General features: G+C 64.9%; 25 protein-coding genes and 1 pseudogene. 12 read left to right on the top strand and 14 right to left on the bottom strand.

Translation table 11 applies throughout. The features are described 5' to 3' along the window. Nucleotides 1-285 precede the first annotated feature (285 nt). Complete coding sequence (locus H1B27_RS40185) at nucleotides 286-861, bottom strand: hypothetical protein (protein ID WP_246515517.1); 576 nt, start codon at nucleotides 859-861, stop codon at nucleotides 286-288. Between H1B27_RS40185 and H1B27_RS18710 the strand changes: the two genes are divergently transcribed. Next, entirely contained in the window at nucleotides 832-1,980 is a 1,149-nt protein-coding gene (locus tag H1B27_RS18710; protein ID WP_246515516.1) for a Spy/CpxP family protein refolding chaperone, read from the top strand. The two genes, H1B27_RS40185 and H1B27_RS18710, sit on opposite strands and share 30 nt — an antisense overlap. A 16-nt stretch (nucleotides 1,981-1,996) precedes the next feature. Here the strand turns inward: H1B27_RS18710 and H1B27_RS18705 are convergent, their stop codons facing one another. From H1B27_RS18705 to H1B27_RS18665, 9 genes are all read right to left on the bottom strand, one after another. After that, nucleotides 1,997-2,860, bottom strand: coding sequence for a sugar phosphate isomerase/epimerase family protein (locus H1B27_RS18705; RefSeq protein WP_197967057.1), 864 nt, complete (start codon nucleotides 2,858-2,860; stop codon nucleotides 1,997-1,999). Further along, nucleotides 2,860-4,050, bottom strand: coding sequence for a dihydrodipicolinate synthase family protein (locus H1B27_RS18700; protein ID WP_197967056.1), 1,191 nt, complete (start codon nucleotides 4,048-4,050; stop codon nucleotides 2,860-2,862). The genes H1B27_RS18705 and H1B27_RS18700 overlap by 1 nt, the downstream gene beginning before the upstream one ends. Before the next feature lie 135 nt (nucleotides 4,051-4,185). Further along, nucleotides 4,186-5,337: a Gfo/Idh/MocA family protein gene (locus H1B27_RS18695; RefSeq protein ID WP_197967055.1), complete on the bottom strand. Its 1,152-nt coding sequence runs from the start codon at nucleotides 5,335-5,337 to the stop codon at nucleotides 4,186-4,188. Then, the gene (locus H1B27_RS18690; RefSeq protein ID WP_197967054.1) at nucleotides 5,334-6,731 is read right to left on the bottom strand and encodes an enolase-like domain-containing protein; all 1,398 of its coding nucleotides are present in this window, start codon (nucleotides 6,729-6,731) and stop codon (nucleotides 5,334-5,336) included. Before H1B27_RS18690 ends, H1B27_RS18695 begins: the two co-directional genes overlap by 4 nt. 218 nt (nucleotides 6,732-6,949) lie before the next feature. Next, the gene (locus H1B27_RS18685; protein WP_197967144.1) at nucleotides 6,950-7,612 is read right to left on the bottom strand and encodes an ABC transporter ATP-binding protein; all 663 of its coding nucleotides are present in this window, start codon (nucleotides 7,610-7,612) and stop codon (nucleotides 6,950-6,952) included. Between the two features lie 151 nt (nucleotides 7,613-7,763). Beyond that, nucleotides 7,764-8,756 carry an ABC transporter substrate-binding protein gene (locus tag H1B27_RS18680; RefSeq protein WP_197967053.1) on the bottom strand — a complete coding sequence of 331 codons (993 nt, stop codon included), beginning with the start codon at nucleotides 8,754-8,756 and terminating at the stop codon, nucleotides 7,764-7,766. 57 nt (nucleotides 8,757-8,813) lie between these two features. Beyond that, nucleotides 8,814-9,623: an ABC transporter permease gene (locus H1B27_RS18675; protein ID WP_061878209.1), complete on the bottom strand. Its 810-nt coding sequence runs from the start codon at nucleotides 9,621-9,623 to the stop codon at nucleotides 8,814-8,816. 210 nt (nucleotides 9,624-9,833) lie between these two features. Continuing rightward, nucleotides 9,834-10,541, bottom strand: a complete 708-nt coding sequence (locus tag H1B27_RS18670; RefSeq protein ID WP_197967052.1) for a TetR/AcrR family transcriptional regulator — start codon at nucleotides 10,539-10,541, stop codon at nucleotides 9,834-9,836. 150 nt (nucleotides 10,542-10,691) lie between these two features. Beyond that, complete coding sequence (locus tag H1B27_RS18665) at nucleotides 10,692-11,540, bottom strand: VOC family protein (RefSeq protein ID WP_197967051.1); 849 nt, start codon at nucleotides 11,538-11,540, stop codon at nucleotides 10,692-10,694. 212 nt (nucleotides 11,541-11,752) lie between these two features. Here H1B27_RS18665 and H1B27_RS18660 point away from each other — a divergent pair, with 212 nt between their 5' ends. Continuing rightward, nucleotides 11,753-12,646: a sugar kinase gene (locus tag H1B27_RS18660; protein WP_131866928.1), complete on the top strand. Its 894-nt coding sequence runs from the start codon at nucleotides 11,753-11,755 to the stop codon at nucleotides 12,644-12,646. An 18-nt stretch (nucleotides 12,647-12,664) separates the two neighbouring features. Then, the gene (locus H1B27_RS18655) at nucleotides 12,665-13,579 is read left to right on the top strand and encodes a ribokinase (RefSeq protein WP_197967050.1); all 915 of its coding nucleotides are present in this window, start codon (nucleotides 12,665-12,667) and stop codon (nucleotides 13,577-13,579) included. 4 nt (nucleotides 13,580-13,583) lie between these two features. On the opposite strand, the gene H1B27_RS18650 is transcribed toward H1B27_RS18655, so the two are convergent. After that, the gene (locus H1B27_RS18650) at nucleotides 13,584-14,804 is read right to left on the bottom strand and encodes an NAD(P)/FAD-dependent oxidoreductase (protein ID WP_197967049.1); all 1,221 of its coding nucleotides are present in this window, start codon (nucleotides 14,802-14,804) and stop codon (nucleotides 13,584-13,586) included. A 227-nt stretch (nucleotides 14,805-15,031) separates the two neighbouring features. Between H1B27_RS18650 and H1B27_RS18645 the strand changes: the two genes are divergently transcribed. Both H1B27_RS18645 and H1B27_RS18640 read left to right on the top strand, forming a co-directional pair. Further along, on the top strand, nucleotides 15,032-15,826 hold the full coding sequence (locus H1B27_RS18645) for an enoyl-CoA hydratase/isomerase family protein (RefSeq protein ID WP_197967048.1): 795 nt from the start codon (nucleotides 15,032-15,034) through the stop codon (nucleotides 15,824-15,826). After that, a complete protein-coding gene (locus tag H1B27_RS18640) occupies nucleotides 15,823-16,398 on the top strand; it encodes a histidine phosphatase family protein (RefSeq protein ID WP_197967047.1) in 576 nt (191 codons plus the stop codon). Before H1B27_RS18645 ends, H1B27_RS18640 begins: the two co-directional genes overlap by 4 nt. 67 nt (nucleotides 16,399-16,465) lie before the next feature. On the opposite strand, the gene H1B27_RS18635 is transcribed toward H1B27_RS18640, so the two are convergent. After that, a complete protein-coding gene (locus H1B27_RS18635; RefSeq protein ID WP_197967046.1) occupies nucleotides 16,466-18,184 on the bottom strand; it encodes an IlvD/Edd family dehydratase in 1,719 nt (572 codons plus the stop codon). A gap of 220 nt (nucleotides 18,185-18,404) precedes the next feature. Here H1B27_RS18635 and H1B27_RS18630 point away from each other — a divergent pair, with 220 nt between their 5' ends. Together H1B27_RS18630 and H1B27_RS18625 are read left to right on the top strand one after the other, a co-directional pair. Beyond that, nucleotides 18,405-19,325, top strand: coding sequence for a hypothetical protein (locus tag H1B27_RS18630; RefSeq protein WP_197967045.1), 921 nt, complete (start codon nucleotides 18,405-18,407; stop codon nucleotides 19,323-19,325). Nucleotides 19,326-19,731: 406 nt separating this feature from the next. Next, nucleotides 19,732-20,700, top strand: a complete 969-nt coding sequence (locus H1B27_RS18625) for a DUF6662 family protein (RefSeq protein WP_311976960.1) — start codon at nucleotides 19,732-19,734, stop codon at nucleotides 20,698-20,700. Between the two features lie 18 nt (nucleotides 20,701-20,718). On the opposite strand, the gene H1B27_RS18620 is transcribed toward H1B27_RS18625, so the two are convergent. After that, nucleotides 20,719-21,651 (bottom strand): LysR family transcriptional regulator, encoded by a 933-nt coding sequence (locus H1B27_RS18620; RefSeq protein ID WP_061878218.1) that lies wholly within the window; start codon nucleotides 21,649-21,651, stop codon nucleotides 20,719-20,721. A 101-nt stretch (nucleotides 21,652-21,752) separates the two neighbouring features. On the opposite strand from H1B27_RS18620, the pseudogene H1B27_RS18615 reads away from it, so the two are divergent. The 4 genes and pseudogenes from H1B27_RS18615 to H1B27_RS18600 form a co-directional block, all read left to right on the top strand. Further along, nucleotides 21,753-22,190: pseudogene (locus H1B27_RS18615) on the top strand (SDR family NAD(P)-dependent oxidoreductase); the annotation flags it as partial. Nucleotides 22,191-22,351: 161 nt separating this feature from the next. Then, complete coding sequence (locus tag H1B27_RS18610) at nucleotides 22,352-22,885, top strand: YkgB family protein (RefSeq protein ID WP_082821967.1); 534 nt, start codon at nucleotides 22,352-22,354, stop codon at nucleotides 22,883-22,885. A gap of 70 nt (nucleotides 22,886-22,955) precedes the next feature. Continuing rightward, on the top strand, nucleotides 22,956-23,411 hold the full coding sequence (locus H1B27_RS18605; RefSeq protein ID WP_197967042.1) for a carboxymuconolactone decarboxylase family protein: 456 nt from the start codon (nucleotides 22,956-22,958) through the stop codon (nucleotides 23,409-23,411). 43 nt (nucleotides 23,412-23,454) lie between these two features. Then, entirely contained in the window at nucleotides 23,455-23,865 is a 411-nt protein-coding gene (locus tag H1B27_RS18600; protein WP_197967041.1) for a cupin domain-containing protein, read from the top strand. A gap of 7 nt (nucleotides 23,866-23,872) precedes the next feature. Here H1B27_RS18600 and H1B27_RS18595 read toward each other — a convergent pair whose 3' ends face one another. Beyond that, nucleotides 23,873-24,697: an NAD-dependent epimerase/dehydratase family protein gene (locus H1B27_RS18595; RefSeq protein WP_197967040.1), complete on the bottom strand. Its 825-nt coding sequence runs from the start codon at nucleotides 24,695-24,697 to the stop codon at nucleotides 23,873-23,875. Between the two features lie 88 nt (nucleotides 24,698-24,785). Here H1B27_RS18595 and H1B27_RS18590 point away from each other — a divergent pair, with 88 nt between their 5' ends. After that, entirely contained in the window at nucleotides 24,786-25,763 is a 978-nt protein-coding gene (locus H1B27_RS18590) for an SMP-30/gluconolactonase/LRE family protein (RefSeq protein ID WP_197967039.1), read from the top strand. The last annotated feature ends 147 nt before the right edge of the window (nucleotides 25,764-25,910 follow it).

Below are 25,910 nucleotides of genomic sequence, written 5' to 3'. Positions count from 1 at the left end.
TATGAGCTGGGAGCTAAGATCATGCTTCCGCGTGGCGTTTGCCTTACGGCTGTTTTAGTCGGTGTCTCGATGCTGGCGGCGAGTGCCGGCGCGCTCGCCCAAGGACCCGGCCAGGGACATGGAAGAGGCGGGCCGCCCGGCCCCGCCGCAGCGCCGGCAGCGCCGCCATCAGCACCACCGGCCATGGCCCGCCCGGCAGCGCCACCGGCTATGGCTCGGCCGGCAGCACCGCCAGCCATGCCGCAGCGGCCAGCGATGGCGCCACGTCCGGCGCCGCACATGGCATCACCGCCACCGCGCTCGAGCCCACAATTCAGTGCCCCGCGAGCCGCCCCCCAGGTGGCGGCGCCGCGGCGCGAATTCCATCGCCCGCCGGAATCGCCGCAACGTCCGGCCGTGGCGCCGCGGCCGACGCCGCATATCGCCGCCCCGTCGCGCCCAAGTGCCCCCCCGGCCGCGAGCGAGCGAGCGGGACCGCCGCGCGAGATGCTTTCGCGCCAATCCGCGGAACGCCAAGACCGTATCGATCGCTTGCAGCAGCGCGTGCAGCAATTGCAATCGCAATCGCAGAAGCCGGAAGGCGCAAGGGCACAACACCAGCAGCAGCGGTTGCTGCAGTCGCAGAGCCGTCTTCTTGAACGCGAGCAACGTATCCAACAGCGCTCGCAGCAAGTCGAGCAGCGGCAGCGCGAGATGCTGTCGCGGCAGACCACGGAGCGCCAGGCCCGTATCGATCGCCTGCAGCAGCGCGTGCAGCAACTCCAGACGCAGAAACCGGAAAGCGCGCGGGCGTTGCGCGAGCAACAGCGCACGCTCCAGACGCAGAACCGCTTGCTTCAGCGTGAGCAGCGCGCGCAGCAAAGCGATCTGGCGCGCCAGCAGCGGCTTGGACTCCAGGCTCCCGCCGGGCGGGCGGCTGCGGCCGCAGTGGAGGCCGCCCAGCGTGGACGGTTTGCCGAGCCCTTCCGCGAGCAGGCCCCTGCTCTAGCCCAGGCGGCGCTCACCACGCGCCAAAGCGGCTGGGCTCCCCGGCAGGCCTGGCGTCACCGCCATCCCGCCGCGTTCGTGGCGTGGCTTGGGCCGGTGTTCTGGCCTTACGCCTATTCCGACATCTTCAACTACACGTTCTGGTCCTATGCTTACGAGCCCGGCTATTGGGCGTACGCCTATGACGACTTCGTCGATACCGTGTTCTGGGGTGGCGACGGCCCCTATGCCGCCTACGCCAGCACCGATCCGTACGACTATCCGCAAGCCGGCGGCGGACGCACGCGGCTGCGCGCCAGCGTGAGCCCGCAGACGCTCCAGCAATTGTGCAGCACGCCGGACAAGGGCGTCACCGCCTGGCCGCTTGCCGATATCGCGCGAGCCGTGCAGCCGACGCCGGAGCAACGCGCGCTGCTCGACGAGTTGAAGACCGCGGCGGCAAACGCTGCCGCCGTGTTCAAGGACTCCTGTGCGGAAACCTATGCACTGACTCCGCCCGGCCGCCTGCGCGCGATGATGAACCGCATCAGCGCGACGTTGGAGGCCGTCAAGATCGTGCGGCCAGCACTGGAGAACTTCTACAACTCGCTAAGTGACGAACAGCAGGCCCGCTTCAACGCGCTCGGCCCCAATGTCGGCGAGCGCTCGCAGCAGCAGGAGGCCAGTGCCGAGGGCTGCGGCGATCCCAAGTCCAGCCTGACGCAGCTGCCGATCCAAAGGATCGAGGCCGTGCTCCACCCTGCGGGCAAGCAGAAGGAGGCGCTCGACCGCCTGAGCGAAGCGACGGCGAAGGGCGTTGACGGCCTGCAGGCGGCCTGTCCGAACGATGTGCCCCTGACGCCGGTCGGACGGCTGGAGGCGATGCATCGCCGTCTCGAGGCCATGCTGACGGCCGCCAAGCTGGTCGAACCCGCACTGGACGAGTTCTACGCCACGCTGAGCAGCGAGCAGAAGGCGCGCTTCAACACGCTGCAACAGCTCGCAAGCCCGTGAAGCCCGCGCGCGCGACCTAGACCACCGCCTTATGCCGCGCGATGCAGGTGCGTAGCACCTCGTCCATCGGCTTAGCCCACCAGTCGTTCGAGAAGATCTCGATCTCGGAATAGCCGGCAAAGCCCTGCGCCTCGACCGCCTGACGCACCGATTTGATATCGATGACGCCGTCGCCCATCATGCCGCGGTCGTTGAGGATGTCTTTCGTCGGTACCAGCCAGTCGCAGACATGGAACGCCAGCAGGCGATCCTGGCCGGCGCGCGTGATCTGGCTCATCAGCTCCGGGTCCCACCAGATGTGATAGACGTCGAGCGCGACGCCGAGCATGCCGGTGCGATCAGGGTCGAGCCGGTCGCAGATGTCGAGCGCCTGCTTCGTGGTGTTCACGCAGGCGCGGTCGGCCGCATAGGCAGGATGCAGGGGCTCGATCGCCAGCGGCAGCTTTGCCTGCCTCGCGTAGTCGAGCATCTCGGCAAGAGCTTCCTCGACCTGCCCGCGCGCTGCCACGAGATCCTTCGAGGCCTCGCTGCCCGGCCGCGAATATTGCGGCAGGCCGCCGACGACGAGGACGATGCAGGAGGCGCCCAGCGCCTTGGCCTCGTCGACGCAGCGCCTGTTGTCGTCGCGCACCTCGCCCCGGCGCGAGGCGTCCGAGGTGAACATGCCGCCGCGGCAATAGCCTGACAGCTCGAGGCCGGTCTCGCGCACTGCGCGCGCGGCGCGCTCGAGACCGACGGCCGCGACCTGGTCGCGCCAGGGATCGACGGCGCGGATGCCGTGCTCCGCACAGGCCTCGATGATCGCGACGAGGTCACCCTGCTTGCGGACCGTCGCCGTGTTCAGCGACAGCCAGCGATGATCGGACGAGAAGTCGCGCATCAGGATTCGATGCCGTGGGTGGCGAGCACGGTTTTCATCCGCCGCGTCGCGAGCTCAGGGTTGGCGAGCAGGCCGGCCTTGTCGGCCAGACGGAATAGCTCGGCCAGATGCAGCATGGAGCGCGTGCTCTCCTGTCCCCCGACCATGGTGAAATGATCCTGATGGCCGTTGAGATAGGCCATGAACACGACGCCAGTCTTGTAGAAGCGCGTCGGCGCCTTGAAGATGTGGCGCGACAGCGGCACCGTCGGCCCGAGCACGTCGTGAAAGCCGGCCTCGTCACCGGCTGCCAGCCGCGACAACGCGTAGGACGCCGCCGGCGCTATGGCGTCGAAGATGCCGAGCAGCGCGTGCGAAAAGCCCTGCTCGTCACCGGCGATCAGCTCCGCGTAGTTGAAATCGTCCCCGGTGTACATCTTGATGCGCTTGTCCAGGCGCCGGCGCATGTCGATCTCGCGCTGCTTGTCCAGCAGCGAGACTTTCACGCCGTCGACCTTGGCGGCGTTGCCATTGATGATGGCGACCGCCGTGTTCATCGCCTGATCGAGATCCCTGGTGCCCCAATATCCCGTCAGCGCCGGATCGAACATGTCGCCGAGCCAGTGGATGATCACGGGCTCGCGAACCTGCGACAGCACGCGGTCATAGACCTTGGCATAATCGTCGGCGTTGCGGCCGAGCTTGGCCAGCGCGCGCGACGCCATCAGGATGATGCGGCCACCCACCTTCTCGACTGCGGAGATCTGCTCCTCATAGGCGCGGATCACGTCATCGAGGCTTTTCGCATCTTCCACTGCGAGATGATCGGTGCCTGCACCGGAGAACACCAGCGCGTTGCGGCGCTTGGCGGCGGCGACCGAGCGCGTGATCAGCTCCAGCGAGGTCGGCCAGTCCAGCCCCATGCCGCGCTGCGCGGTGTCCATGGCTTCGGCAACGCCAAGGCCGAGATCCCAGACGTGCTCGCGGAAAGCGATGGTCTTGTCCCAGTCGACGGCGACCGACAGCCAGGGATCGTTGTCGACGAAGGGATCGGCGACCGTGTGTACGGCCGAGAAGGCGATGCGGTTCAGCGGTCCCTCGAGCTTTGCGGGGAACGTGCGTGAGGCAGCTAACCGGTAGGTCTCGATCGAGCGATCGGCCTTGGGCAGCTTGAGCGACAATGACGACATCGGCTGGACGGGTTTATTCATGGCTCAGACCTCTCCCCGTCATTGCGAGGAGCGAAGCGACGAAGCAATCCAGACTGTTGCCGCGGAGAGATCCTGGATTGCTTCGCTTCGCTCGCAATGACGGCTTGGTGGACATCGGGGTTTATCCGAACGACCTCACGCCTTGATCGGGGCGACGTCGATCCAGCGCCGCTCTTTCCAGCTCTTCAGCGCGCATTCGGCGAGCTGCACGCCCTTGGCGCCTTCGAGCAGCGTGAACTTGTAGGGGGCGTCCTCGTAGACGTGGCGGATGAACAACTCCCACTGCTCCTTGAAGCCGTTGTCGTAGGTGACGTTGTCGGGCAGCTTCTGCCAGTCGCCGTAGAAATCATGCAGCCGCTTCTCGTCCGGATTCCACACCGGCCGCGGGGTCGCCTGCCGCGCCTGGATCATGCAGTCGGTGAGGCCTGCGACCGCCGAGCCGTGGGTGCCGTCAACCTGGAAGGTGACGAGGTCGTCGCGATAGACGCGCGTCACCCAGGACATGTTGATGTGGGCGATGATGCCGCCCTCGAGCTGGAACGTCGCGTAGGCGGAATCGTCCGCGGTCGCCTTGTACTTCTTGCCCTGCTCGTCGTAGCGCTCGGGGATGTCGGTGTTGCCGATGCAGACCACGCTCTGGACGTTGCCGAAGAGGTTGTCGAGCACGTAGCGCCAGTGGCAGACCATGTCGAGGATGATGCCGCCACCGTCCTCGTCGCGGTAGTTCCAGGACGGCCGCTGCGCCTCCTGCCAGCCGCCTTCGAACACCCAATAGCCGAACTCGCCGCGCACCGAGAGGATGCGGCCGAAGAAGCCGGAGTCGCGCAGGAAGGCGATCTTCTTCAGACCCGGCAGGAACAGCTTGTCCTGCACCGTGCCGTGCTTGACGCCCTTGGCATTGGCGAGCTTGACCACTTCGAGCGCTTCTTCGAAGTTCGTGGCGATCGGCTTCTCGCAATAGACGTGCTTGCCGGCGTTGATGGCCTGGGTCAGAAGACCGGGGCGCGCCTGCGTCGTCGCGGCGTCGAAGAACATGGTGTCGTTCTTGTCGGCGAGCGCGGCGTCGAGGTCGGTGGTCCAGCGCGTGATGTTGAAGCGCTTGGCCAGCGCCTCGACCTTCTCGGCGCTGCGGCCGACCAGGATCGGGTCGGGTATGACGCGATCGCCGTTCTTCAGGCGGACGCCGCCCTGGTCACGGATGGCGACGATCGAGCGGATCAGATGCTGGTTGAGCCCCATGCGTCCGGTGACGCCGTTCATGATGAGGCCGAGGCGTTGGGTGGTCATGCTAACTGCTCCTGAAGTGAATTTGGCTGTTCGAGCGGGCGCAGCGCCGACCAGTCCGGATGGACCGCGGTGGCAAAGCCTGCTGTGTGAAGCGATCCCGTCAGGAGATCGCCGTCGTGAATGGAGAGGCGGATGCCCTGACCGGCATCGGCGTAGAGATCGGGATGCGCGGCCGCGAAGGCCGCAGCTTCAGGGGCGGGCGTCTCGCCAAAGCCGTCGACATAGTGGTGGCCGTTGCGTTCGGCATGGGTGACGCCGATGAAGGCTCCGAGCGCGAGGTCCTGCTGCACGGCGAGACCGGCCTGGCAGGTGAGATCCTCGCCGGTCACGAAGAAGGCCTCGCCTTCCGCGCTCCATTTCACCGCGCGCGTGGCATTGACGATGGACTTGTAGAGACCCTTGCAGGATTTGGAGGAGATGCCGCGATAGCCGAGGGCTCGGGCGGCCGGAAAAGCATCGTAGGAATCGTCGGCTTCGTCGATGATGAAACCGCGATCTGCCAGTGCGCCCAGCGGCGATTGCCGGGTGATGTCGCGCGGCATTGGCTGTTCGACATAAAGCAATCGCGCCGCGATCTGGCGCAGCGCGGCGTCATGATCAAGCCGGTCGATCAACGCCCGCAACGCCGCGAGGTCGGCGTACTGCTCGTTGGCGTCGAGCGTCACCCTGTAGTCATACCCCAGCGTATCGAGCTCCTTGCCGATCCGCGCCAGCCGCACCGCATCGGCAGCCGGATCTCCGGACAGCTTGAGCTTGAAGTAGCGCGCGCCGGTATTCTCGCGCGGATCGGCAACGCCGCCCTCGCCTTCCACGACATCATCAAGGCCGACGGTATGCCTGATGGCAACACGCTCCAGCGGCACCCGGCCGGAGAGAAACGTCCTGATGTCCCTCTCGCTCAGATCAGGAGAAAGCCGCGCATCGATACCCGCGATATTGCCGGCCATCCCGTCAAAGAAATTGGTCTCGACGGCGCGGAGCAGCGCATCGAGGATGGCCTTGTCGATCTCCGCGGGGCCATAAGCCGCAGCAAGCGCCGGGATGTTCTTCTTCGCGCAGGTCGCGATCTGGGCACCGATGCACGAGGCATGCAGATCGAACGCGGTCTGATATCCGGTGCGAGCCAGATAGAGTCCGCGCGCGATCCCCAGCGAGCGACGCAGCCCATCGACCGTCTGTGCCGGCGACAGCTCCGGCCGCTTGTCGAACCATTTCGGTACCAGCAGCTCGGCGCTGGCGCCGACTGCGCTCCCCCTGCCCTCGATCTCGATCTCGGCCCGCACGAACAGCTGCGGCGTCGCGTTGATCGTGATCGCGCCGAAGCGGAACGGCCGCGCGAATTGCACGGGACGTTCGAAGAAGGCGATGTCTCGCAGCTTCAGGCGGGGGGACATGATCTCACAACGAAACGAGTTGAACGTGGTGCGACAGGCATGACCGCGGGCGACTCGCCTCTCCCGCTTGCGGGAGAAGCCGGCGCGCAGCGCCGGGTGAGGGTTCTATCCGCAACGGGACACTCCCGATGCGGAGACACCCTCTCCCCACCCCTCCCCCGCAAGCGGGGGAGGGAGCGCACCGTGCTTGTGGCGGCTCCAGAGAACATCACTCGCTCCTAATCCAATGCGCCTTGCGAGAAGAAGTGCTTGCGGATGCGCTGCACGAGCTCGGTGAAGACAGGATCGGCCATCGCGTCGAGCGAGCGCGGGCGCGGCAGCGGCACGTCGTAGATCGCGGCGATCGCGCCGGGGCGCTCGGTCATGACCAGGACACGGTCGGCGAGGAACACAGCCTCGGGAATCGAATGCGTGATCAAGAGCACGGTCTTCTTGGTCTCGCGCTGGATCCGCATCAATTCGACATTCATGCGCTCGCGCGTCAGCGCGTCGAGCGCGCCGAACGGCTCGTCCATCAGCATGATCCTGGGATCGTGCACCAGGGCGCGGCAGATCGAGGCGCGCTGCTGCATGCCGCCGTGCGGCGTCGTCACCTTCTGGCCCTCGACCAGGATCTCGCCCGTGGTCGGCGCCAGCAGGCCCGAGATCAGCTTGAGCAGCGTGGACTTGCCGCAGCCGGATGGGCCGACCACGACGAAGAACTCGCCGTCATTGATGTGGAAGTCGAGCGGCCGCAGCGACGGCACATCGCCGTCGCGCGTCCGGTAGGTCTTCGACACGCCTGACAGCTTGATGCCCGAGGCATCGCCCGCCCGGTCGCTCACCAGGCGCAGATGCGCGGCCGGCTGGTTGATATCGACTGGCTTGGTCGCAGGGTTCATCATAACCCTCTCCACGCGTCGTCCCTGCGAACGCAGGGACCCATACGCCGCGCCGGAGCGTTCGGGCACGCGGGTTGAGACCTTCCGTAACCATCAAGGCCGGTGGTTATGGGTCCCTGCGTTCGCAGGGACGACAGTGGAGATTGATTGCTCACGAGCCGCTCTTCGGCAGGTAGTCGTTGGTGTAGAAGGCCTTCGGGTTCTCCTTGGCCTTGGCATCGAGGCCGCCATATTCGACCAGCAGATTGACGGTCTCGGTCATGTTCTGGTCGGTGACCTGGAACGGACGCTTGCCCTTGGTCTCCGCGGTCCGGTAGAGCGGGATGGTCAGCTCAAAGCCCTGCGTCAGCGTGTCGATCTTGCCGCCCTTCGGATTGGCATCGAGGATCGACTGCGCCGCGGCCTTCGGTTCCTTCTCGGCGGCTTCCACCGCTTTCGTCGTTGCCGACATGAAGCGGCGGACGAGATCGGCGTTGGCCTTCACATAGTCGGTGTTGGCGATGATGCCGGACGACACCATGTTGATGCCGTAGTCGGCGAACTTGATCGGATAGACGTCCTTGCCGGTGGCGTCCTTGATCTTCATCGACTGGTCCATGACGTAGCCGAGCAGAAGATCAGCTTGGCCGTTGATGACGGCATTGAGCTTGGTCTGGCCGTCGCCGGCGACGGTCTTGAAGTCGCTCTCCTTCAGGCCGGTCTTCTTCAGGAACAGCGGCCAGATCTGCGTCATCGAGTCCGCCGGCGTGATCGCCACCGTCTTGCCCTTGATGTCCTCGGGCTTCCTGATGTTCTTGTCGGCGAAGCCCATCGCGGACATCGGTGAGGTCTGCAGCAGCACGCCGGTCGCAACCACGGGCGCGCCCTTGATCGCGGCGCGCATCATGGTGGGGACGTCGACATAGCCGAAATCGGCGGTCTTGGCGGCAACCGCCTGCGTGGTCGCAGCCGAGCCGCGGCCTTCCTGGATCTCGAGCTCGATGCCTTCGGCCGCGTAGATGCCCTTGGCCTTGCCGTAATAGAACGGCGCGTGCTCGCCATAGACGTACCAGTTCAGCATCAGCACGACCTTATCGGCTGCCTGCGCCGGCATGGCTGCGAACGCCATCAGTGCCACGGATGCAGCTCCAATCCACCGCTTCATCGTTTCTCTCCCTTCCCGTTGGTTGCGTCGGCCGTTGGTGGCCGCTCGTTGCTTTAGTCAGGATGCAAAGATCACGTCCTCGCGCTGGCTGACGTGCCAGGGAATGACCAGCTTCTCGATCCGGTCCACGATCCAGAACAGGACCACGCCGAGCAGCGCCAGGATCACCAGCGCCGCGAACATCGTCGGCAGATCGAAGGTGCCGATCGAGCGCTGCATCACGTAGCCGATGCCGGAATTGGAGCCGACGAACTCGCCGACGACGGCGCCGACCACGGCGAGCGTCACCGACACTTTGAGCCCGGAGAAGATCGCCGGCAGCGCATGCGGCAGGTTCACCGCGCGAAACACCTGGAAACGGCTGCCCTGCATGGCACGGGCGAGATCGACCATGTCGGGGTCGACCGACTTGAAGCCCTGGACCGCGGAGACGACGACTGGAAAGAAGCCGAGCAGGAACGCCGAGATCACCTTGGGAATGATGCCGAAACCGAACCAGACCACGAACAGCGGCGCGATCGCGATCTTCGGCACGGATTGCGAGAACACCAGCAATGGATAGACGTAGCTCTCCACCGTCTTGGAGCCCGCGATCAGCATCGCCACGGGAATGCCGAACAGCGCCGAGAGCAGGAAGCCGCAGACGGTGGCGTAGGTGGTCGGCCAGGACTGGCGCAGCAGCTCCGGCCATTCGGTGCGCAGCACGGCGACGACATCGAGCGGCGACGGGATCTGGTAAGCGGGAATCCTGAAGATTCGGATCGCGAGATCCCAGGCGACGACGATGAAGACCAGGAACAGGAACGGCCGAACCCAGGCCGCATTCAGCAGCTTGGAAACAGCGTTTTGCGGCTTGGGCTCGGCCAATTTTCACTCCCGGCAGTCTTCTTGGTTGTGGGGAGAAATTAACCCGTTGGATAAATACTGTCCAGAGCTTTCCCTGTGACGTTTTGCGCCGGGGTTCCGCCCCCCGAAATCGTCGTCATTCCGGACGATGCGAAGCATCGACCCGGAATCTCGAGATTCCGGGTTCGGTCCTACGGACCGCCCCGGAATGACAGCAGAGAGAATGGAGCGCTAAACCGTCTGCGCCACCGCGCTGCGCTGCTTCGGGGCCTTCGCGATCTCGAACAGCGCGACGGACTTGCCGGTCAATGCCGCCAGCACGAGCCCGGACATGTGAGCCAGCCGCTCGTCCTTGGCCTTCTTGTCCAGGAGATCACGGCCGAAGATCACGCTGAGCGTGGCCGAATTGGAGAGATAGAAGAAGCTCAGCGCCGCAATGGAGATGTAGAGCTGCACCGGATCGACCGCGACCTGGAAATCCCCGCTATCGACGCCGCGGCGCACCACGGTGCGGATCATCTCGACGAAGGGCGAGTGCATCGACTTGACCTTGGTCGATTTCTTCAGGTGCTTTGCGCGCGCGAGGTTCTCGGTCTGGAGCAAAGACAGGAACTCGGGATTGCGCAGGAAGTAATTCCAGGTGAACTCGATCAGGCGGCGGATGGCCTCGGGCGGATCGAGATGCTCGAGATCGAGCCCGCGCTCCTCGCTGCGGATCTTGTCATAGGCGCCTTCGAGCACCGCGAGATAGAGCTCGTCCTTGTTGCCGACGTGATAGTACAGCATGCGCTTGTTGGCGCCGGCCTTGGCCGCGATGCGGTCGACGCGCGCGCCGGCGAGCCCATGGGCGGAGAACTCCTGCTTGGCGGCTTCGAGAATGCGCAGCCGCATCCCCTCGGGATCGCGCTGCCATTTCAGAGTTCGCTTTGCCTTCGCCAAACCGGTTGCTCGCTGGAGGTTCTCGGGTCAGCGTGTAACACGAGGAAGCCGTCATTGCGAGGAGCCCTTGCGACGAAGCAATCCAGACTGCCACCGCGGAGGGATTCTGGATTGTTTCGCTGCGCTCGCAATGACGGAGGACAGACTGCCCTATTCCACCGGCTTCGGCGAGCGCTCCAAGAGCACGGTCTGAATCCCGCAGGTCCCGTTCCGCACCGTCATGATGCGCGTGCCCGGCTTGCGGCCATTGCGGACTTCGCTGACGTCGAGGCCGGCGGCGATCAGGCGGGCGCGGGTGGCGTCGATGTCGGCGACACGCCAGCTCAGGCCCCAGAGCCGGTCATGCGTGAGGTCACCGCCGGCCACGGGCCGGCGCACCACCTCGACGATGAGATCGCCGCAGCGGAAGAACATCAGCTGGCCCCAGTCCTGGTGCGAGCGGTCGAGCGCGAGGTCGAGCCCGAGCCGCGCTCCATAGAGCGCGGCGGCGCGCTCGGAATCCTCGGTGGTGATGACGACGTGGTCGAGCGCGTCGATCGGCGCGATGTCGGTCGCGACCGACTTCGGACGCTCGTCGGCAAGCTCAAGGAAGAACATGCGCACGCCGCGCGTGAGCTCCGTGGCAGCCCGCGTGCGCTTCCAGTGCAGCACGGCATCGCTGACCGCATCGCTGCTTTCGACTTCCGCAACCGGGTCGGGCCTCAAGGCCACCCGCTCCAGCCGCCGGTGCATCTTGCCGATGTCCGCGACACGAAAGCACAGGCTGGCGAGCATGCCCTCCTGGTCCTCGAGCAGTGCGCGCATGCGGTCGCCGGTGGCGCTGAAGCCGTGAGGGGCCATCAGCTCGATCGTCATGTTGTCGAGGGTGAACAGCACCCGGTCAGCGCCCTCGCCGGAATTCTGCCAGGCCGGCGCGCGGGCCAGCAGCGTCTGATAGGCCGCCTTGGCCGCACCGATATCCCTCACCAGAACGACGATGTGATCGAGGCCGGTGATCATCCTGCACCCTTTTGATCGACTTGGAACCCAGGGACCGACAGACGGCGTTTGTCCGGGCTTGGCATTGGGCCGACATGGTCGTATTCCGGCACCATGCTGACCTCAAGCGCTTCGGGCGGCAGTTTTGCGAATAATTTCAGCGTCCCTCCGGAGCGGAACCGGTGCTAGAGTAATCCCGCCGGCCGGGACCACAAGCGCATCACGGACAAGCAATGCAGGCTCTCTTCATCGGACAGACCTATATCGACGTCGTCTTCATCACCGACCACATGCCGACCGGCGACGAGAAGCACGTGGCCTCGGACTACGCGGTCTCCTTCGGCGGCAATGCGGTGACGGCGGCGTTCTGCTGCGCCAAGCTCGGCATCGTGCCCGATCTCATCGCCACGGCGGCCAATGACTGGCTGGGGCGCATGTTCCAGGACATGTGCGCCAAGTACGGCATCTCGTTGCACGGGCGCAAGGTCAACCAGTCCTCGCTCTCCTTCATCATGCCCAAGGACGGCAAGCGCGCCATCGTCCGCTGCCGCGACGACGAGCACATCCACCCCTTCCCGATGCTCAATCTCGGCGGCTGCCGCGCGCTGCACGTCGACGGCCACCAGCCGGACGCCGCGATCCACTACGCCAAGGTGTGCCGCGAGGCGGGCATCCTGACCTCGCTCGACGGCGGCGGCCTGCGCACCAACACGCATGAGCTGCTCGAATATATCGACGTCGCCATCGTCGCCGAACGGCTGTGCGAGCAGATGGACCTGACGCCGGAGAAGATGCTCGACTACCTCAAGGGCCGCGGCTGCAGGATCGGCGGCGTCACCATGGGCGAGAAGGGCCTCTTCTGGTACGACGAGACAGGAACGGTGCAGGTGATGCCGGCGATGCCGATCCCGCGCGAGCGCGTGATCGACACCAACGGCGCCGGCGACGTCTTCCACGGCGCTTACGTCTATTCCTACCTCGCCCATCCCGGAAAGAGCTGGCGCGAGCATTTCGATTTCGCCCGCGCCGCCTCGACCTTCAAGATCCAGCGCCTCGGCAACGAGGCCGGCCTGCCGACACTCGTCGACATCGCCAAGGTCAGGCACGAGTTCGAGGTCAGAGTCTAGCGGTCGCCGAGGTCTCCTATGGGGCGCGTCTTCGTCGCCGGCAGCATCAACATGGATGTGGTGGCGACGGCCGATCGCCATCCACGCGTCGGCGAGACCGTCGCCGGCCGGCAGGTGCTGTATTTCCCGGGCGGCAAGGGCGCGAACCAAGCGGTCGCGGCGTCACGGCTTGGCGCGCGGACCACGCTGATCGGGCGGCTGGGGAAGGATTCATTCGGAGGCGAGCTGAAGGCCTTTCTCGGCGGCCAGGGCATCGATCTCGGTTACGTCAAGGACACGGCGGAGGCCCACACCGGCACCGCCATCATCACGGTGGCGGAGGCCGACAACACCATCGTCGTCATTCCCGGGGCGAACGGGCTGGTCGGCGCCGACGACGTCGAGGTCGTGCCGCTGCTGGCGGGCGACGTCGCCGTCAGCCAGTTCGAGATTCCGCTGCTGACGATCGCCGCGTTCTTCCGACGCGCCCGCGCCGCCGGGGCCACGACGGTGCTCAATCCGGCACCGGCGCAGGCCATGTCCCGCGAGCTGCTCGCGCTCGTCGACATCCTCGTGCTGAACGAGACCGAACTCGGCTTCCTCGCAGGCAGCGGGCTCTCCGAGAACGACGAGGCCACAAGGATCATTGCCGTGGCGCGGCAGCTTCAGGCGCGCGAGGACCAGACCATCTGCGTCACGCTCGGCAAGCGCGGCGTGCTCGCGCTCGCGGGGCGCGAGGATATTGCCGTGCCCGGCCGCGTGGTCAGGGCGCTCGACACCACGGGCGCCGGCGATTGCTTCGTCGGCGCGCTGGCCGCGCAACTGGCCGACGATGTGCCCTTGCGCACCGCCCTCGCCTTCGCCAATGCCGCCGCCTCGATCAGCGTGCAGCGGATGGGCGCCGGGCCGTCGATGCCGACGGCCGCGGAGGTGGCGGCGGTTTTGCCGCGCTAAGCACTCACGCCAGCGCGCTCTTCAGGTCAAAACTCTCGTCCGCGGCCTGCTCCGGCGTGATCGAGCGGTCCATGCCCTGCAAGCGGCGGCCGAACATGTGGTCGCCGGCGCGGTTGATGGATTCGATGCCGAGCAGCCTGTCGCCGTGATAGCAGAACGCCGAGAACGCCTTCTTGGCGGGGTCTCCGCGCAGCACGACGCGGTCGTAGCCGGTGGTGAGGCCAGCGATCTGGAGCTTGTCGTCGCCCTGGTCGCTCCAGAACCAGGGATGGCTGTCGTAGGGCTTCTTGTCGCCGGTCAGCTTTGCTGCAAGGCAGCGGGCGTGATCGGTGGCGTTCTGCACTGATTCCAGCCGCAGCGATCCGCCGAAGCGCGGGCTTGCGAACAGCGCGCAATCGCCGATCGCGGAGATATCAGGATCGGCCGTCGCAAGATATTCGTCGACGATGATGCCGGCGGCGACTGGAAGCCCCGCCTCCGCCGCAAGCTCGATATTCGGCAGCACGCCGACGCCGACCACGACGAGGTCGGCCGGCAGATGCTGGCCGTCGCTCAAGGAGATGCCGGTGACCTTGCCGCCCTCCGCCTCGATCGAGGTGGCCTGCACGCCAAGGTGAATGCGGATCCCGGCCTCGCGATGGCGTTCCTGAAAATACTCCGAGACCTCTGATGTCACCGCCCGCGCCATCACGCGCGGGGCGAGCTCGAGCACGTCGACCTCGAGGCCCTTGATGCGAGCGGTCGCGGCGAATTCGAGGCCGATGAAGCCGGCGCCGATGATCACCGCACGTGTCTTCGACGGCATGATCTTGCGCAGCGCCTCGCTGTCGTCGAGGATGCGCAAATATCTCACGTCGGGCAGGTTGGCATTGGGCAGGTCGAGCAGGCGGTTGCGCGCGCCGGTCGCCAGCACGAGGTGGCCGTAAGCCAGCGTCTCGCCGGATGCGAGATGCACCTTGTGCCCGGCGCGGTCGATCGAGGCGGCGCGGCCCGCGATCAGCTCGATCTTCTGGTCCTGATAGAATTTCTCGGGCCGGAACATCAGGCTCTCCGGTCCGGCAGAGCCCTTGATGTAGGCCTTCGACAGTGGCGGGCGCTGATAGGGCAGATGCGCCTCGTCATTGATCAGGCAGATGCGCTCCGAAAAGCCGGCCTGGCGCAACGATGCTGCGACCTGATAGCCGCCATGGCCGGCGCCGACGATGATCACAGGACCGCCCGTCATTGGACAGCCCATTTCCGGAAGACACGAGCGTAACCCATGCCGTCTCCTCTCTCGCTGATTCTGGTTGCTGGCCTTAGGAGGAGCCGGCGCTCGTGTCCGTCCCTTGACGAAGGCAGCCCCATTTGAGCCGATCGTTCCGCCCGGCGCAAGAGCGGCGGCCGGGGATTGTCACCCCTGCCCTTCTGCGATTTAGTTCGAGTCTCGACCTCCTGCCGGGGATTTTCCAGATGACCGCTCCCGTCTCAAAGCCCGATGATCCCGCCCTGCTGCGGATCGACGGCCCGATCGCAACCATCACGCTGAACCGCCCCGCTGCGTTCAACGCGATCAACCTTGCGATTGCCCAGAAGCTCGAACAGCTCGCCACCTATATCGAAGGCGCGGACGACATCCGCGTCGTCGTCCTCGAAGGCGAAGGCCGCGCCTTCTGCGCCGGCGGCGATCTGCAGACGATCGGAGCCGCCGCCGAAGCCGGCACGGTGACTTCAGTCGTCGGCGAGCTGCTCAAGCACTATCATGCCTTCATCGAGATCGTCAGGCGCATGCCGAAGATCTCGCTGTCCAGCGTGCACGGCTCGGCCGCCGGCGCCGGCATGGGCCTCGCCTTCGTCACCGACCTTTGCATCGCCGCTGATGATGCCAGGTTCACGCCCGCCTATGCCAAGATCGGGGTGTCGCCGGACGGCGGCTCGACGGTCGGCATCGTCGGCACGGTGGGCTCGCGCCGCGCGCTGCAGATTTTTCTCGCCGAGGACAATTTTACCGCGCAGCAGGCCTATGAATGGGGCCTGGTCGCCAAGACCGTTCCCGCAACCGAGCTGAAGGCGGCGACGCGGCAGCTTGCCGAACGGCTGGCGCAGAACCCGCCGGCCGCGATCGCCGGCACCAAGCAGCTGGTCGACCAGGCCGCCACCACGCCGGTGAAGCAGCAGCTGGATGCCGAGGAGCACAAGATCATCATGGCGATGAACACGGAGGCGTTTCGCTCCGCCGTGAAGAAGTTCACGAGCAAGTCGAAGTGACGAGGCCCGCGCGCAGTTTCTACGGCCTCCGCCACGGCGCCACCGACTGGAATCGCGAGGGGCGATTCCAGGGCCGCACCGACAATCCGCTGAACGACGATGGCCTGCGACAAGCGCGCGAGGCCGCGCACGCGCTGCACGGCGTCGGCATCAGCCGCATCGTCGCAAGCCCCCTGGTACGCGCGGCGCGGACGGCCGAGATCATCGCGGACGTGATCGCGGTGCCGCTCGCGATAGACGACGGCATCATTGAGTTCGATTTCGGCAGTTTTGAAGGCCTTCCCGTCCGCGACCTCATGATCAAGCACGGCGTCAAATCCGCGACGGGTCTCGTGTCGATCCTGCCGGCCGACGGCGAAAGCTGGGACGCCATGGCCGGACGGTCGCTGGCCTGCGTCTCGGGGTGGCTCGCGCGCCATCCCGACGACAATTTCCTGTTCGTCTGCCACGACGCCGTGATGCAAGCCATGGCAAACGCACTATGTGGCAGCTATTTCAAGAACAGCCACGGCACGCCGTTCCGCTACCTGCACGAAGACGCGCAGTGGCGGATCGAGCAGGTCGTTACCTAGGACAGATGCAGCCTGTCTCCGCCGGCAATTTGAAGCAGCCGATCCGAGCGTTCGTTCGCGCGGCCGATCAATGCTTCTCCGTCTGTTTCCCGGTCCTCTGCATGAAGTCGAAGTCGCAGCCCTCGTCGGCCTGCATGATGGTCTCGTTGAACAGCCAGGCGTAGCCGCGCCGCGTTTCCTCGGGGACGGCGGCCGGCTTCAGCGCGGCGCGGCGCCGCTCCAGCTCGGCGGCATCGACCAGAAGCTCGATGCTGCGCTTTTCGACATCGAGGCGGATCATGTCGCCGTTCTCGACCAGCGCCAGCGTCCCGCCGACGGCGGACTCCGGGGTGATGTGCAGCACGATGGTGCCGAACGCGGTGCCGCTCATGCGCGCATCCGAGATGCGCACCATGTCCTTGGTGCCGCCGCGCGCGAGCTTCTTGGGGATCGGCAGATAGCCGGCCTCGGGCATGCCGGGTGCGCCCTTGGGGCCGGCATTGCGCAGCACCAGCACGTCGTCGGAGTTCACGTCGAGATCGGGATCGTCGACCCGCAGCGTCATGTCCTCGACGGATTCGAACACCACCGCGCGGCCCGTATGCTTGAGCAGCTTCGGGCTCGCCGCCGATTGCTTGATGACGGCGCCGCGCGGCGCGAGATTGCCGTGCAGGATGGCGAGGCCGCCTTCCTTCTTGATCGGATTGTCACGCGGACGGATCGCATCCTGGCCGGGCACGTCCTCCGCATTCGCGACGACATCGCGCAGCGTCTGGCCCGAAATGGTCCTGGCATCGAGATCGATGAGATCGCCGAGCTGCGCCAGCAGCTTCGGCACACCGCCGGCGTGGTGGAAGTGCTCCATATAGTGCTCGCCGGACGGCTTCAGGTCGACCAGCACCGGCACCTCGCGGCCGATCCGGTCGAACACCTCGAGATCGAGCCGGTGCGGCGAGCGATGCGCCATCGCGGTCAGATGGATCAGGCCATTGGTCGATCCGCCGATCGCCTGGAGGACGACCTGCGCATTCCTGAAAGAGGCAGGCGTCAACAACTCGCTGGGCTTCGGCCCCTTGGTCTTCGCCATCTCGGCGGCCACCTTGCCGCTCGCCTCGGCGAGACGGAAACGCTCGGCGTGCGGCGCCGGGATCGTTGCGCTCATCGGCAGCGACAGGCCCATGGCTTCGATCATGCAGGCCATGGTCGAGGCCGTGCCCATCACCATGCAGGTGCCGACCGACGGCGCCAGGCGCCCATTCACCGCCTCGATCTCGGCGTCGTCCATGTCACCGGCGCGATATTTGGCCCAGAGACGGCGGCAATCGGTGCAGGCGCCCAGCACCTCGCCCTTGTGATGACCGACCACCATGGGACCTACCGGAATGACCACCGTAGGCAAATCGGCGCTGATCGCCGCCATCACCTGCGCCGGCAGCGTCTTGTCGCAGCCGCCGATCACGATCACCGAATCCATCGGCTGGGCGCGGATCATCTCCTCGGTGTCCATCGCCATCAGGTTACGCAGGTACATCGAGGTCGGATGCGCAAAGCTTTCGGCGATCGAGATGGTCGGAAACACGAAAGGCATGGCGCCGGACAGCATCACGCCGCGCTTGGCGGCTTCGATGATGTCAGGGACGTTGCCGTGGCACGGATTGTAGTCGCTATAGGTGTTGGTGATGCCGACGATCGGGCGCTCCAGCGCGTCGTCGGAATAGCCCATCGCCTTGATGAACGCCTTGCGCAGGAACAGCGAGAAGCCGGCATCGCCATAGCTCGTCAAACCCTTGCGCAAGCCACTCGTCATCAGGTTGCTCCGTCCATTTTGCCATGGTGGTACCGCCTCGCCCCGCATTGTCAACAAGGCGCGCAGATGGATCCGGCGGAGCTCATCCCTCCCGAGGACCATCGTCTGATAGATTCTCCTCGATCGCACAACCGATTAACGCCTTGTTAGAAGACTCTAGCGCAAATGGTTCTTGAAACAAATAACAACCATGCCGGGTTCCTTCACCCGGAGAAATCCCATGAATGTACCCGGTGTCCTGATCGCAGCCGCTTTCGGCGCAGCTTTTTTTGCCGTCGAGTATGTGTGGTACTACCAGCCCGATTTGATCAACCCTGACGTCCTGATCAGCGCGCTATCGACCGAACACATGAAAGCTCGCGCAGCCGTTCGACATGCGCTGATCGATCCAGGGACGGCCACATTCGGCGCGTTGCGTTCAGTCGAAGCCGGCGCGGCGAGGTATGTTTGCGGCGGTGTCAAGGCAAGGGACAAGTCCGGCCAGGTCATCGACGCCGCTTTCGTCTACACTGTGGCCATTGATTTTGCCCGCATCGATGATGACGGACGCATCACACGTCAGCGTTCGGGATACCGGCCCTGCCCCACCGAGGACGACAAGGTCGCGCAACAGCGACCGGCTCTGTCACCCGGCGCGTCGGCTGTCGTCAAGACCGTCCAGAAGATTGCCCCCGACGTGCAGACGTCGATTGCGCCCGTCCTGACAGCGCCCTCGGCGGGCGGATCGTCATCTGGCGGGACAATGGAGCAGCAGATCCGCGAGTTGGCCGGCCGGACCGTTCCGCCTGATGCCGTACCTGGACAGGCAAATCCGCCCGCGAAGCGCGAGGCCACCAAGGAAGGCGACTGGCGCGCCGATCGGCCTCCCACCGCCTGGCCCACATTCCCTCCGGACCACGCATTGGCGAAGCCAACCCGGAAGCAAACCCCGTCGGAAGCGCTGGCCCTGGCGAAAGAGGTCGAGGACCGCTGGAAGCGGGCGGAGTCATCGGGCGACATCTCCATGCGTCCTTCAGCGGACGACATCAACGAGGCCTGCCGCGCGCTGCTCACGATCGATTCAAGAGACGCCCAATATCCAAACGCGTGGGCCGCCTTTGCACGATTGCAGAAGATAAGCCGGGACATCGCCAGAGGTTGATTTCGATAAGCCTGACTGGTCCGGCAGACGTCCTTTCGCAGCCTCTTGCCGGCAGCACGGTCAATGCCTCCGGCCGGCACGCCGTGGCCCGCAAGCGCGCAAGAACCGCTCAATCGTCCCAGCCGCTCGCGATCCGCACTGGCATGGCATAGTCGGTGCGGCCACCTGATCTTGCATTAATTGGGGCCCGACCCGCGCGAATTCCCGGCCCCCCGCCTCCCCAAGGCGATTTGCGCTGGAGCTCAGTCCAGCCGCGACACTTGAACGCAACTAAGAACGAGTCGCAACAATTGCATCGGGGGCAATTTCATGGAATGTCTTGCGAATGACTTGCATTTGCATACGGTCGGCGCTTGCCTGAGACCTTCCGTCCATCAGCGAGTCCCGGCTTAGAGGTGAATTGTTCGTGTCTGGAATATTGAGCTTCCCGCACGCCGTAGCGGCGGCAACGATCGTGGCCAGTCAGCTGGCGAGCTGTGCCTTGGCCTTGGCCGACGACAAGCCGGGGCGCACATATGGCACGCCTCGCGGCCCGCTCAGCCATGCCGCCTCGAAGCCTGCGCAGAACCTGCCGTCAGCTCACGCGGAGATCGACACCGAGCACATTTTCGGTTTCAGCATGGGCTCCGACATCGGCAAGCCCGGCGAGATCGAGGTCGAGTTCGAGAATGTCGGCGCGTTCGGCAAGCGCTCCGGCAGCTACGCAGCCTTGGCCAATCTCAATCAAGTCAAATACACGGTCTCGGACAATTTCCGGATCGCGCCGGGATTTTCGCTGAGCGGGCAGCACATCAGCGGCGTTCCGGGACTTGCCGATCATCGGGACGTCGCTTTCAGCGGCGCCGCGCTCGAACTGCGCTACAAGTTGGTCGATCGTGCTGTCGCGCCGTTCGGTTTGACTCTCCATGCACAGCCCGGCTGGAGCCGGATCGACGACGCCACCGGCATGAATATCGCGCAATATGGCGCGGAGTTTGCCGCGTTGTTCGATCGCGAGCTGGTCAAGGACAGGCTGTTTGCGGCCTTCAACGTCTGGTACGGGACCGGCGGAACCCGCGAGATCGTCACCAATCTCTGGCGACACGATTCAGAGATGCAGCTCCAGGCGGCGATCTCGTACGCAGTGCAGCCCGAGCTCTTGTTCGGCCTCGGCATACGCTACGCGCGGGCCTATGATGGCAGCGGCCTCGACCGCTTTTTGGGAGACGCAGTCTTCGCCGGCCCGACCTTCTCCTACAGTATCTCGAAGGAAGTCGGCATTTCCGGCACTTGGCAGATGCAGGTCGCGGGCAAAGCACTCGGCGACAACCGGAGCCTCAACCTCGAGCAATTCGAGCGGCACCAGGCGCTGCTGAGGATCAATCTGCATTTCTGATGTCCGCGCCCGACACAGTCACGCCCGTTGCTTCCGCGACGCCACGTCCCGGGGCATGTCGGCCAAGCGCGCCCTCAGGCGCGGTACTGCAAAATCGAGAAAGGCTCGCAGTTTGGCCGGCATGAAGCGGTTGGGCGAATAGACGAAGTTGACCGGCTGCGGCGGCGGCTGAAAGTCCTGCAGAAGCGCGATCAGCTCTCCGGACCGCAGCGCATCCGACGCCAGGTAGGAGAACACGACGGTGATCCCGATGCCTGCGCGTGCGGCATCGATGGCCGATTCCAGATTGCTCGCGATGAAGCGCGACCGCACCGGGACAGCATATTCGGTCTGCCCTCGTTTGAATCGCCATGTGCCCGGTGATTGTAGCGCAGGATAGCTGATGCAGTCGTGGGCGGAGAGATCATCGGGAGCCTTCGGCGTTCCCCGCAGCTTCAGATAGGACGGGCTTGCGCAGGCGACGCGGTGAATGTCCCCCACCCGTACGGCGATCAGGCCGCTGTCGGCGAGATCGCCGACGCGAAGCGCGACATCAATGTGCTCGTCCAGGAGGTTGAGCGTCCGGTCCTGCAAGATGAGCTGAACGTCCACTTCCGGAAACGCCGCAAGGAACTCGGCAAGGATCGGCTGCAAGCAGAGGCGACCGAGCGCGACCAGCGTCGTGATGCTCAGATCTCCACGCGGCGTGGTGTATTCGCCGGCGGCAACGCGCTCGGCTTCGGTGAGATCGGCGAGAATTCGCTTGGCCGCGGCGACGTAGGAGCGCCCGGCGTCCGTTGGGACGAGCGCGCGGCTCGATCGATGAAACAGCTTGGTCTGGAGGTGCTCCTCGAGCTCCGAGACCTTCCGGCTCACCGTCGCCAGCGGCATTTTCTGGCGGCGTGCGGCGGCGGACAGGCTGCCGGCCTCTGCCACCGCCAAAACGACCGACATGCTTTCGAGACGATCCATGGGGCACTTCCATATTCTGGAAGGATAGATCCCGAATTTGCCAGATACCCATCATTTCCGGAAGTGCCTATTCCTCTCCGCACCGAAACGGAGAGACGAAAATGACCCAGACCAGAAAAGGCACCGCCCTCATCACCGGTGCTTCGACCGGAATCGGCGCGATCTACGCCGACCGCCTGGCGAAGCGCGGCCACGACCTCATCCTCGTTGCGCGCAACAGGCAGCGGCTCGCATCGCTGGCGCGCAGGCTCGCCAATGAAAGCGGCCGCAAGATGGAGACGGTGCAAGCCGATCTCACATCCCCGTCCGACCTGCGCCATGTCGAGCAACTCCTCAGAACCGAGCCCGGCATCTCGGTGCTGGTCAACAACGCCGGCGTCGGCGCCTCAGCCCCGCTGATCGCCTCCGACATCGACAAGCTGGAGGACATGATCCGCCTCAACGTCGGCGCGCTAACGCGCCTGACCTACGCGGCGGTCCCCGGATTCATCGACCGCGGCCACGGCACGATCATCAACATCGCCTCCATCGCCGCGATCTGACGATCCCGGCGCTGGCCGACAGGTCCGCGTGGGATCGCCACGAGAGCACGCGGCTCGCCATGACGAACAAGCTCTCGAGCGCCATTCCCGCCCCTCGCTACAACCTGCACACGCGCGTGAATGCGTGAGCGAAACCCAGCATCAAAACGGAGACAACCATGTCACGCATCATCAGCCACTCGCCCACCTCATCCATCGCCCTGCGCCGCACCATCAGTTGGCGCGACCAGTCTGAACGCCTGCTCGCCTACGCCGAACCGGTCAGCCGGATCGGCCTCTATGCATCGCTTGCAATCATCTACGCCTGGTTCGGCGGGATGAAGTTCACCGATTACGAAGCGCAGGGGCTGGTTCCCCTGGTGGAGAACAGCCCACTGTTGCGCTGGTTCTACGCGCTGTTCTCGGTCCGCGGCTTCTCCACCTTTCTCGGCTTCGTCGAACTGAGCATCGGGTCTTTGATCGCGCTTCGGCTGGCAAGCCCGATCTATTCCGCAGCCGGCGGCCTTCTCTCGGCCGGGCTGTTCGTCACGACGCTGAGCTTCATGATCTCGACGCCTGGCGTCGTCGTGCCGGAGCTCGGGGCGCCCGCGATCACGGTCGCACCGGGGCAGTTCCTGCTGAAGGACGTCGGCCTGTTGGCCGCTTCCTTCTGGGTGTTCACGGACTCGCTGAAGGCCGTCATCCGCAGGTGAACAGGCGCACACAAGCGGTGTTCGTCGTCAATGCCGGCCAAGAAACCGGCCACTCATCAAGGAGAAGACCATGAGTAAGCGTCTCGACTACAACCAGATCGCGCCGGCAGGCATCAAGGCGCTCGGCGGCGTCTACGGCTACATCCTGCAGAGCCGCCTTTCCGCCACGCTGATTGAGCTGGTCTATCTGCGGATCTCCCAGATCAACAATTGCGCCTACTGCATCGACATGCACACGCGCGACCTGCTCAAGATGGGAGAGAAGGTCGAGAAGATCGCGCTGCTGCAGGCCTGGCGCGAGGCCGGCAATCTCTTCGACGAACGCGAGCGGGCCGCCCTGGCATGGGCGGAAACGGTGACACGGGTTGCCGAAACCGGCGTCCCCGACGAGGCATATCAGGCCGCACGCGCCATATTCGAGGAGCGTGAGCTCGTGGACCTCACGATCGCGATCAGCCTGATGAATGCCTACAACCGCATGGCCATCAGCTTCCGCGCAACACCCGCGGCAGCGGCCGCCGCCTGATCGACACAAGCGCAACGTCGCGCACAACCGAAAGGCCATTCACATGAAGAGATATGGAATCATCGTTGCGGCGGCGCTGATCGCCGCAACCAGCCTGACTTCGCTCGCCGCCCGATCCGAAGAGCCACGGCTGGGAGACATCAAGCGCACACATCTCATGAAGGAAGCTCTGAGCGTCCCCGGACGCGAGGTCGTCCAGGTCCGCGTCGATTTTCCTCCGGGTGTTGTCGCCGTCAGGCACAATCACCCGGGCGAAGAGCTCGTCTATATGATCGAAGGCGAGCTGGAATATCGGCTCGACGGCAGGCCGCCGGTGACCCTGAAGGCCGGCGACGTGCTGCTCATTCCTCACGGCGTACACCATGCGGTGACGAACGTCGGCAGCGGCAACGCGGCGGAGCTTGCGACCTATATTGTCGAGACAGGCAAGCCGCTGTTGACGCTCGGCCGGTGAGCCGCTTCTACCGCTTGGTCCAGTCGATCACGCGGTCTGGGTCGGCATCGAACTCCATGCTGCAGAACGTGCCGCCCTGGAAGTAATCGCCGACCGGATCCGGCTTGAGCTTGGCCTGCTCGGCCATCGCGTGCTCGCGGAAGTCTTCGGCGCGGCCGGTCGGGCGATAGCCGAGCTCGTAGGCGCGGTGATTGTCCCACCAGGCGCGCTCGTTGAAGGAGGCGCCGTAGAAGACTTCGAAATGGATGTCGGGATGTTCGAGCCCGATGCGGCAGAGCTGCACGAGGTCTTCAGGCTTGAGCCAGATCGAGAGTCGACGCTGGTCCAGCGGCATGTCGCCGAAATTGCCGATGCGCAGGCAAGTTACCTTGAGGCCATGCTTATCCGCGTAGAGCGCGCCGACGGCCTCGCCGAACACCTTGCTGACGCCGTAGCGGCTGTCCGGCCGCGCAGTGACGTCGGTGCCGATCCTGTGGTGGCGCGGATAGAAGCCGACGGCGTGATTCGACGAGGCGAACACCACGCGCTTGACGCCCTTCTTGCGTGCGGCCTCGAACAGATTGTAGCCGCCGATGATGTTGGCCTGGAGGATTTGATCCCAGGTGCCTTCGACCGAATAGCCGCCGAAATGGAGGATGCCGTCGACGCCCTCGCACATGGCCTCGCACTGCGCGAGATCGGCGAGGTCGGCCATCTTGAATTTTTCATCTGCGCCGAGATCGGCCGGTGGCTTGATGTCGGACAGCAGCAGATCCGGATAGATCGGCGGCAGCAGTTTCCGCAGGCTGGTGCCGATTCCGCCCGAAGCTCCCGTCATCAAGATACGCGGCATGTCTTCCTCGCCTGTGTTTACCGATTTGCGGTCACATGTCTCCAATGTTAGCAGGATTGTCCAGAGGGAACGAAACGAGAGAATCGACATGAATGAGGCATCGTCCCACACTCCAGAACAGCTTGGCTGGCGCCCGGCGAGCTACTATCCTGACCCGGCCATTCACGCACTCGATCCCCGCTTCGAAAAATACTGGCTGAAACTTTCGGCGGTGGAGCGGCTGACGACCGGCCTGCGCTGGGCCGAGGGTCCGGTATGGTTCGGCGACGGGCGTTATCTCTTATGCAGCGACATTCCGAACCAGCGCATCCTCAAATGGGAGGAGGAGACCGGCGCAGTCAGCGTGTTCCGCAAGCCCTCCAACTTCGCCAATGGCAACACCCGCGATCGCCAGGGTCGGCTGATCACCTGCGAGCACGGCGGCCGCCGCGTGACCCGCACTGAATACGACGGCAGCATCACCGTGCTGATGGACTCGTTCGAGGGCAAGCGGCTGAACTCGCCGAACGACGTCGTCGTAAAATCCGACGGCTCGATCTGGTTCACCGATCCCACCTTTGGCCTGCTCGGCAACTACGAAGGCTACACGGCAGAACCCGAGATCGAGCCGAACGTCTACCGGCTCGATCCCGCGACCGGCAGGGCGAAAATCGTCGCCGAAGGCGTGCTCGGTCCAAACGGGCTGTGCTTCTCGCCGGACGAGACGATCCTCTACGTCGTGGAGTCGCGCGGGGTACCGAACCGCAAGATCCTCGCCTATGACGTCTCGGCCGACGGCACCACGATTTCCAACAAGCGCGTCCACATCGATGCAGGTCCCGGCACGCCCGACGGCATGCGCTGCGACATCGACGGAAATCTCTGGTGCGGCTGGGGCATGGGCGATCCCGAGCTCGACGGCGTGGTGGTGTTCGCACCCGACGGTGTCATGATCGGCCGCATCGCGCTGCCCGAGCGCTGCGCCAATCTCTGCTTTGGTGGCGTCAAGCGCAACCGCCTGTTCATGGCCGCGAGCCAGTCGATCTATGCGCTGTATGTGAACACGCAGGGCGCGGCGGGGGGATAGTTCGAAATCGTAGGGTGGGTTAGCCGAAGGCGTAACCCACCTCTTTGGTCTCCACGGCGACATACATGGTGGATTACGCTTCGCTAATCCACCCTACGAACTCCGCAAAACAAAAACGCCGGAGCGGCCTCCCGCTCCGGCGTCATT

The organism is Bradyrhizobium diversitatis (assembly GCF_016031635.1).
Lineage (GTDB): Bacteria > Pseudomonadota > Alphaproteobacteria > Rhizobiales > Xanthobacteraceae > Bradyrhizobium > Bradyrhizobium diversitatis.
Note: the sequence above shows the minus strand (reverse complement) of the source record. Positions and strands in the feature narration are given on the sequence as shown.

Excerpts from the sequence above, each read along its gene's own strand:
- H1B27_RS18600 (WP_197967041.1), top strand. The coding sequence starts at position 23,455 with ATGAAGAGATATGGAATCATCGTTGCGGCGGCGCTGATCGCCGCAACC.
- H1B27_RS18635 (WP_197967046.1), bottom strand. The coding sequence starts at position 18,184 with ATGACGAGTGGCTTGCGCAAGGGTTTGACGAGCTATGGCGATGCCGGC.
- H1B27_RS18700 (WP_197967056.1), bottom strand. The coding sequence starts at position 4,050 with ATGAATAAACCCGTCCAGCCGATGTCGTCATTGTCGCTCAAGCTGCCC.
- H1B27_RS18650 (WP_197967049.1), bottom strand. The coding sequence starts at position 14,804 with ATGACGGGCGGTCCTGTGATCATCGTCGGCGCCGGCCATGGCGGCTAT.
- H1B27_RS18685 (WP_197967144.1), bottom strand. The coding sequence starts at position 7,612 with ATGAACCCTGCGACCAAGCCAGTCGATATCAACCAGCCGGCCGCGCAT.
- H1B27_RS18690 (WP_197967054.1), bottom strand. The coding sequence starts at position 6,731 with ATGTCCCCCCGCCTGAAGCTGCGAGACATCGCCTTCTTCGAACGTCCC.
- H1B27_RS18610 (WP_082821967.1), top strand. The coding sequence starts at position 22,352 with ATGTCACGCATCATCAGCCACTCGCCCACCTCATCCATCGCCCTGCGC.
- H1B27_RS18705 (WP_197967057.1), bottom strand. The coding sequence starts at position 2,860 with ATGCGCGACTTCTCGTCCGATCATCGCTGGCTGTCGCTGAACACGGCG.
- H1B27_RS18695 (WP_197967055.1), bottom strand. The coding sequence starts at position 5,337 with ATGACCACCCAACGCCTCGGCCTCATCATGAACGGCGTCACCGGACGC.
- H1B27_RS18620 (WP_061878218.1), bottom strand. The coding sequence starts at position 21,651 with ATGGATCGTCTCGAAAGCATGTCGGTCGTTTTGGCGGTGGCAGAGGCC.
- H1B27_RS18645 (WP_197967048.1), top strand. The coding sequence starts at position 15,032 with ATGACCGCTCCCGTCTCAAAGCCCGATGATCCCGCCCTGCTGCGGATC.
- H1B27_RS18590 (WP_197967039.1), top strand. The coding sequence starts at position 24,786 with ATGAATGAGGCATCGTCCCACACTCCAGAACAGCTTGGCTGGCGCCCG.
- H1B27_RS18605 (WP_197967042.1), top strand. The coding sequence starts at position 22,956 with ATGAGTAAGCGTCTCGACTACAACCAGATCGCGCCGGCAGGCATCAAG.
- H1B27_RS18630 (WP_197967045.1), top strand. The coding sequence starts at position 18,405 with ATGAATGTACCCGGTGTCCTGATCGCAGCCGCTTTCGGCGCAGCTTTT.
- H1B27_RS18680 (WP_197967053.1), bottom strand. The coding sequence starts at position 8,756 with ATGAAGCGGTGGATTGGAGCTGCATCCGTGGCACTGATGGCGTTCGCA.
- H1B27_RS18655 (WP_197967050.1), top strand. The coding sequence starts at position 12,665 with ATGGGGCGCGTCTTCGTCGCCGGCAGCATCAACATGGATGTGGTGGCG.
- H1B27_RS18595 (WP_197967040.1), bottom strand. The coding sequence starts at position 24,697 with ATGCCGCGTATCTTGATGACGGGAGCTTCGGGCGGAATCGGCACCAGC.
- H1B27_RS18665 (WP_197967051.1), bottom strand. The coding sequence starts at position 11,540 with ATGATCACCGGCCTCGATCACATCGTCGTTCTGGTGAGGGATATCGGT.
- H1B27_RS18660 (WP_131866928.1), top strand. The coding sequence starts at position 11,753 with ATGCAGGCTCTCTTCATCGGACAGACCTATATCGACGTCGTCTTCATC.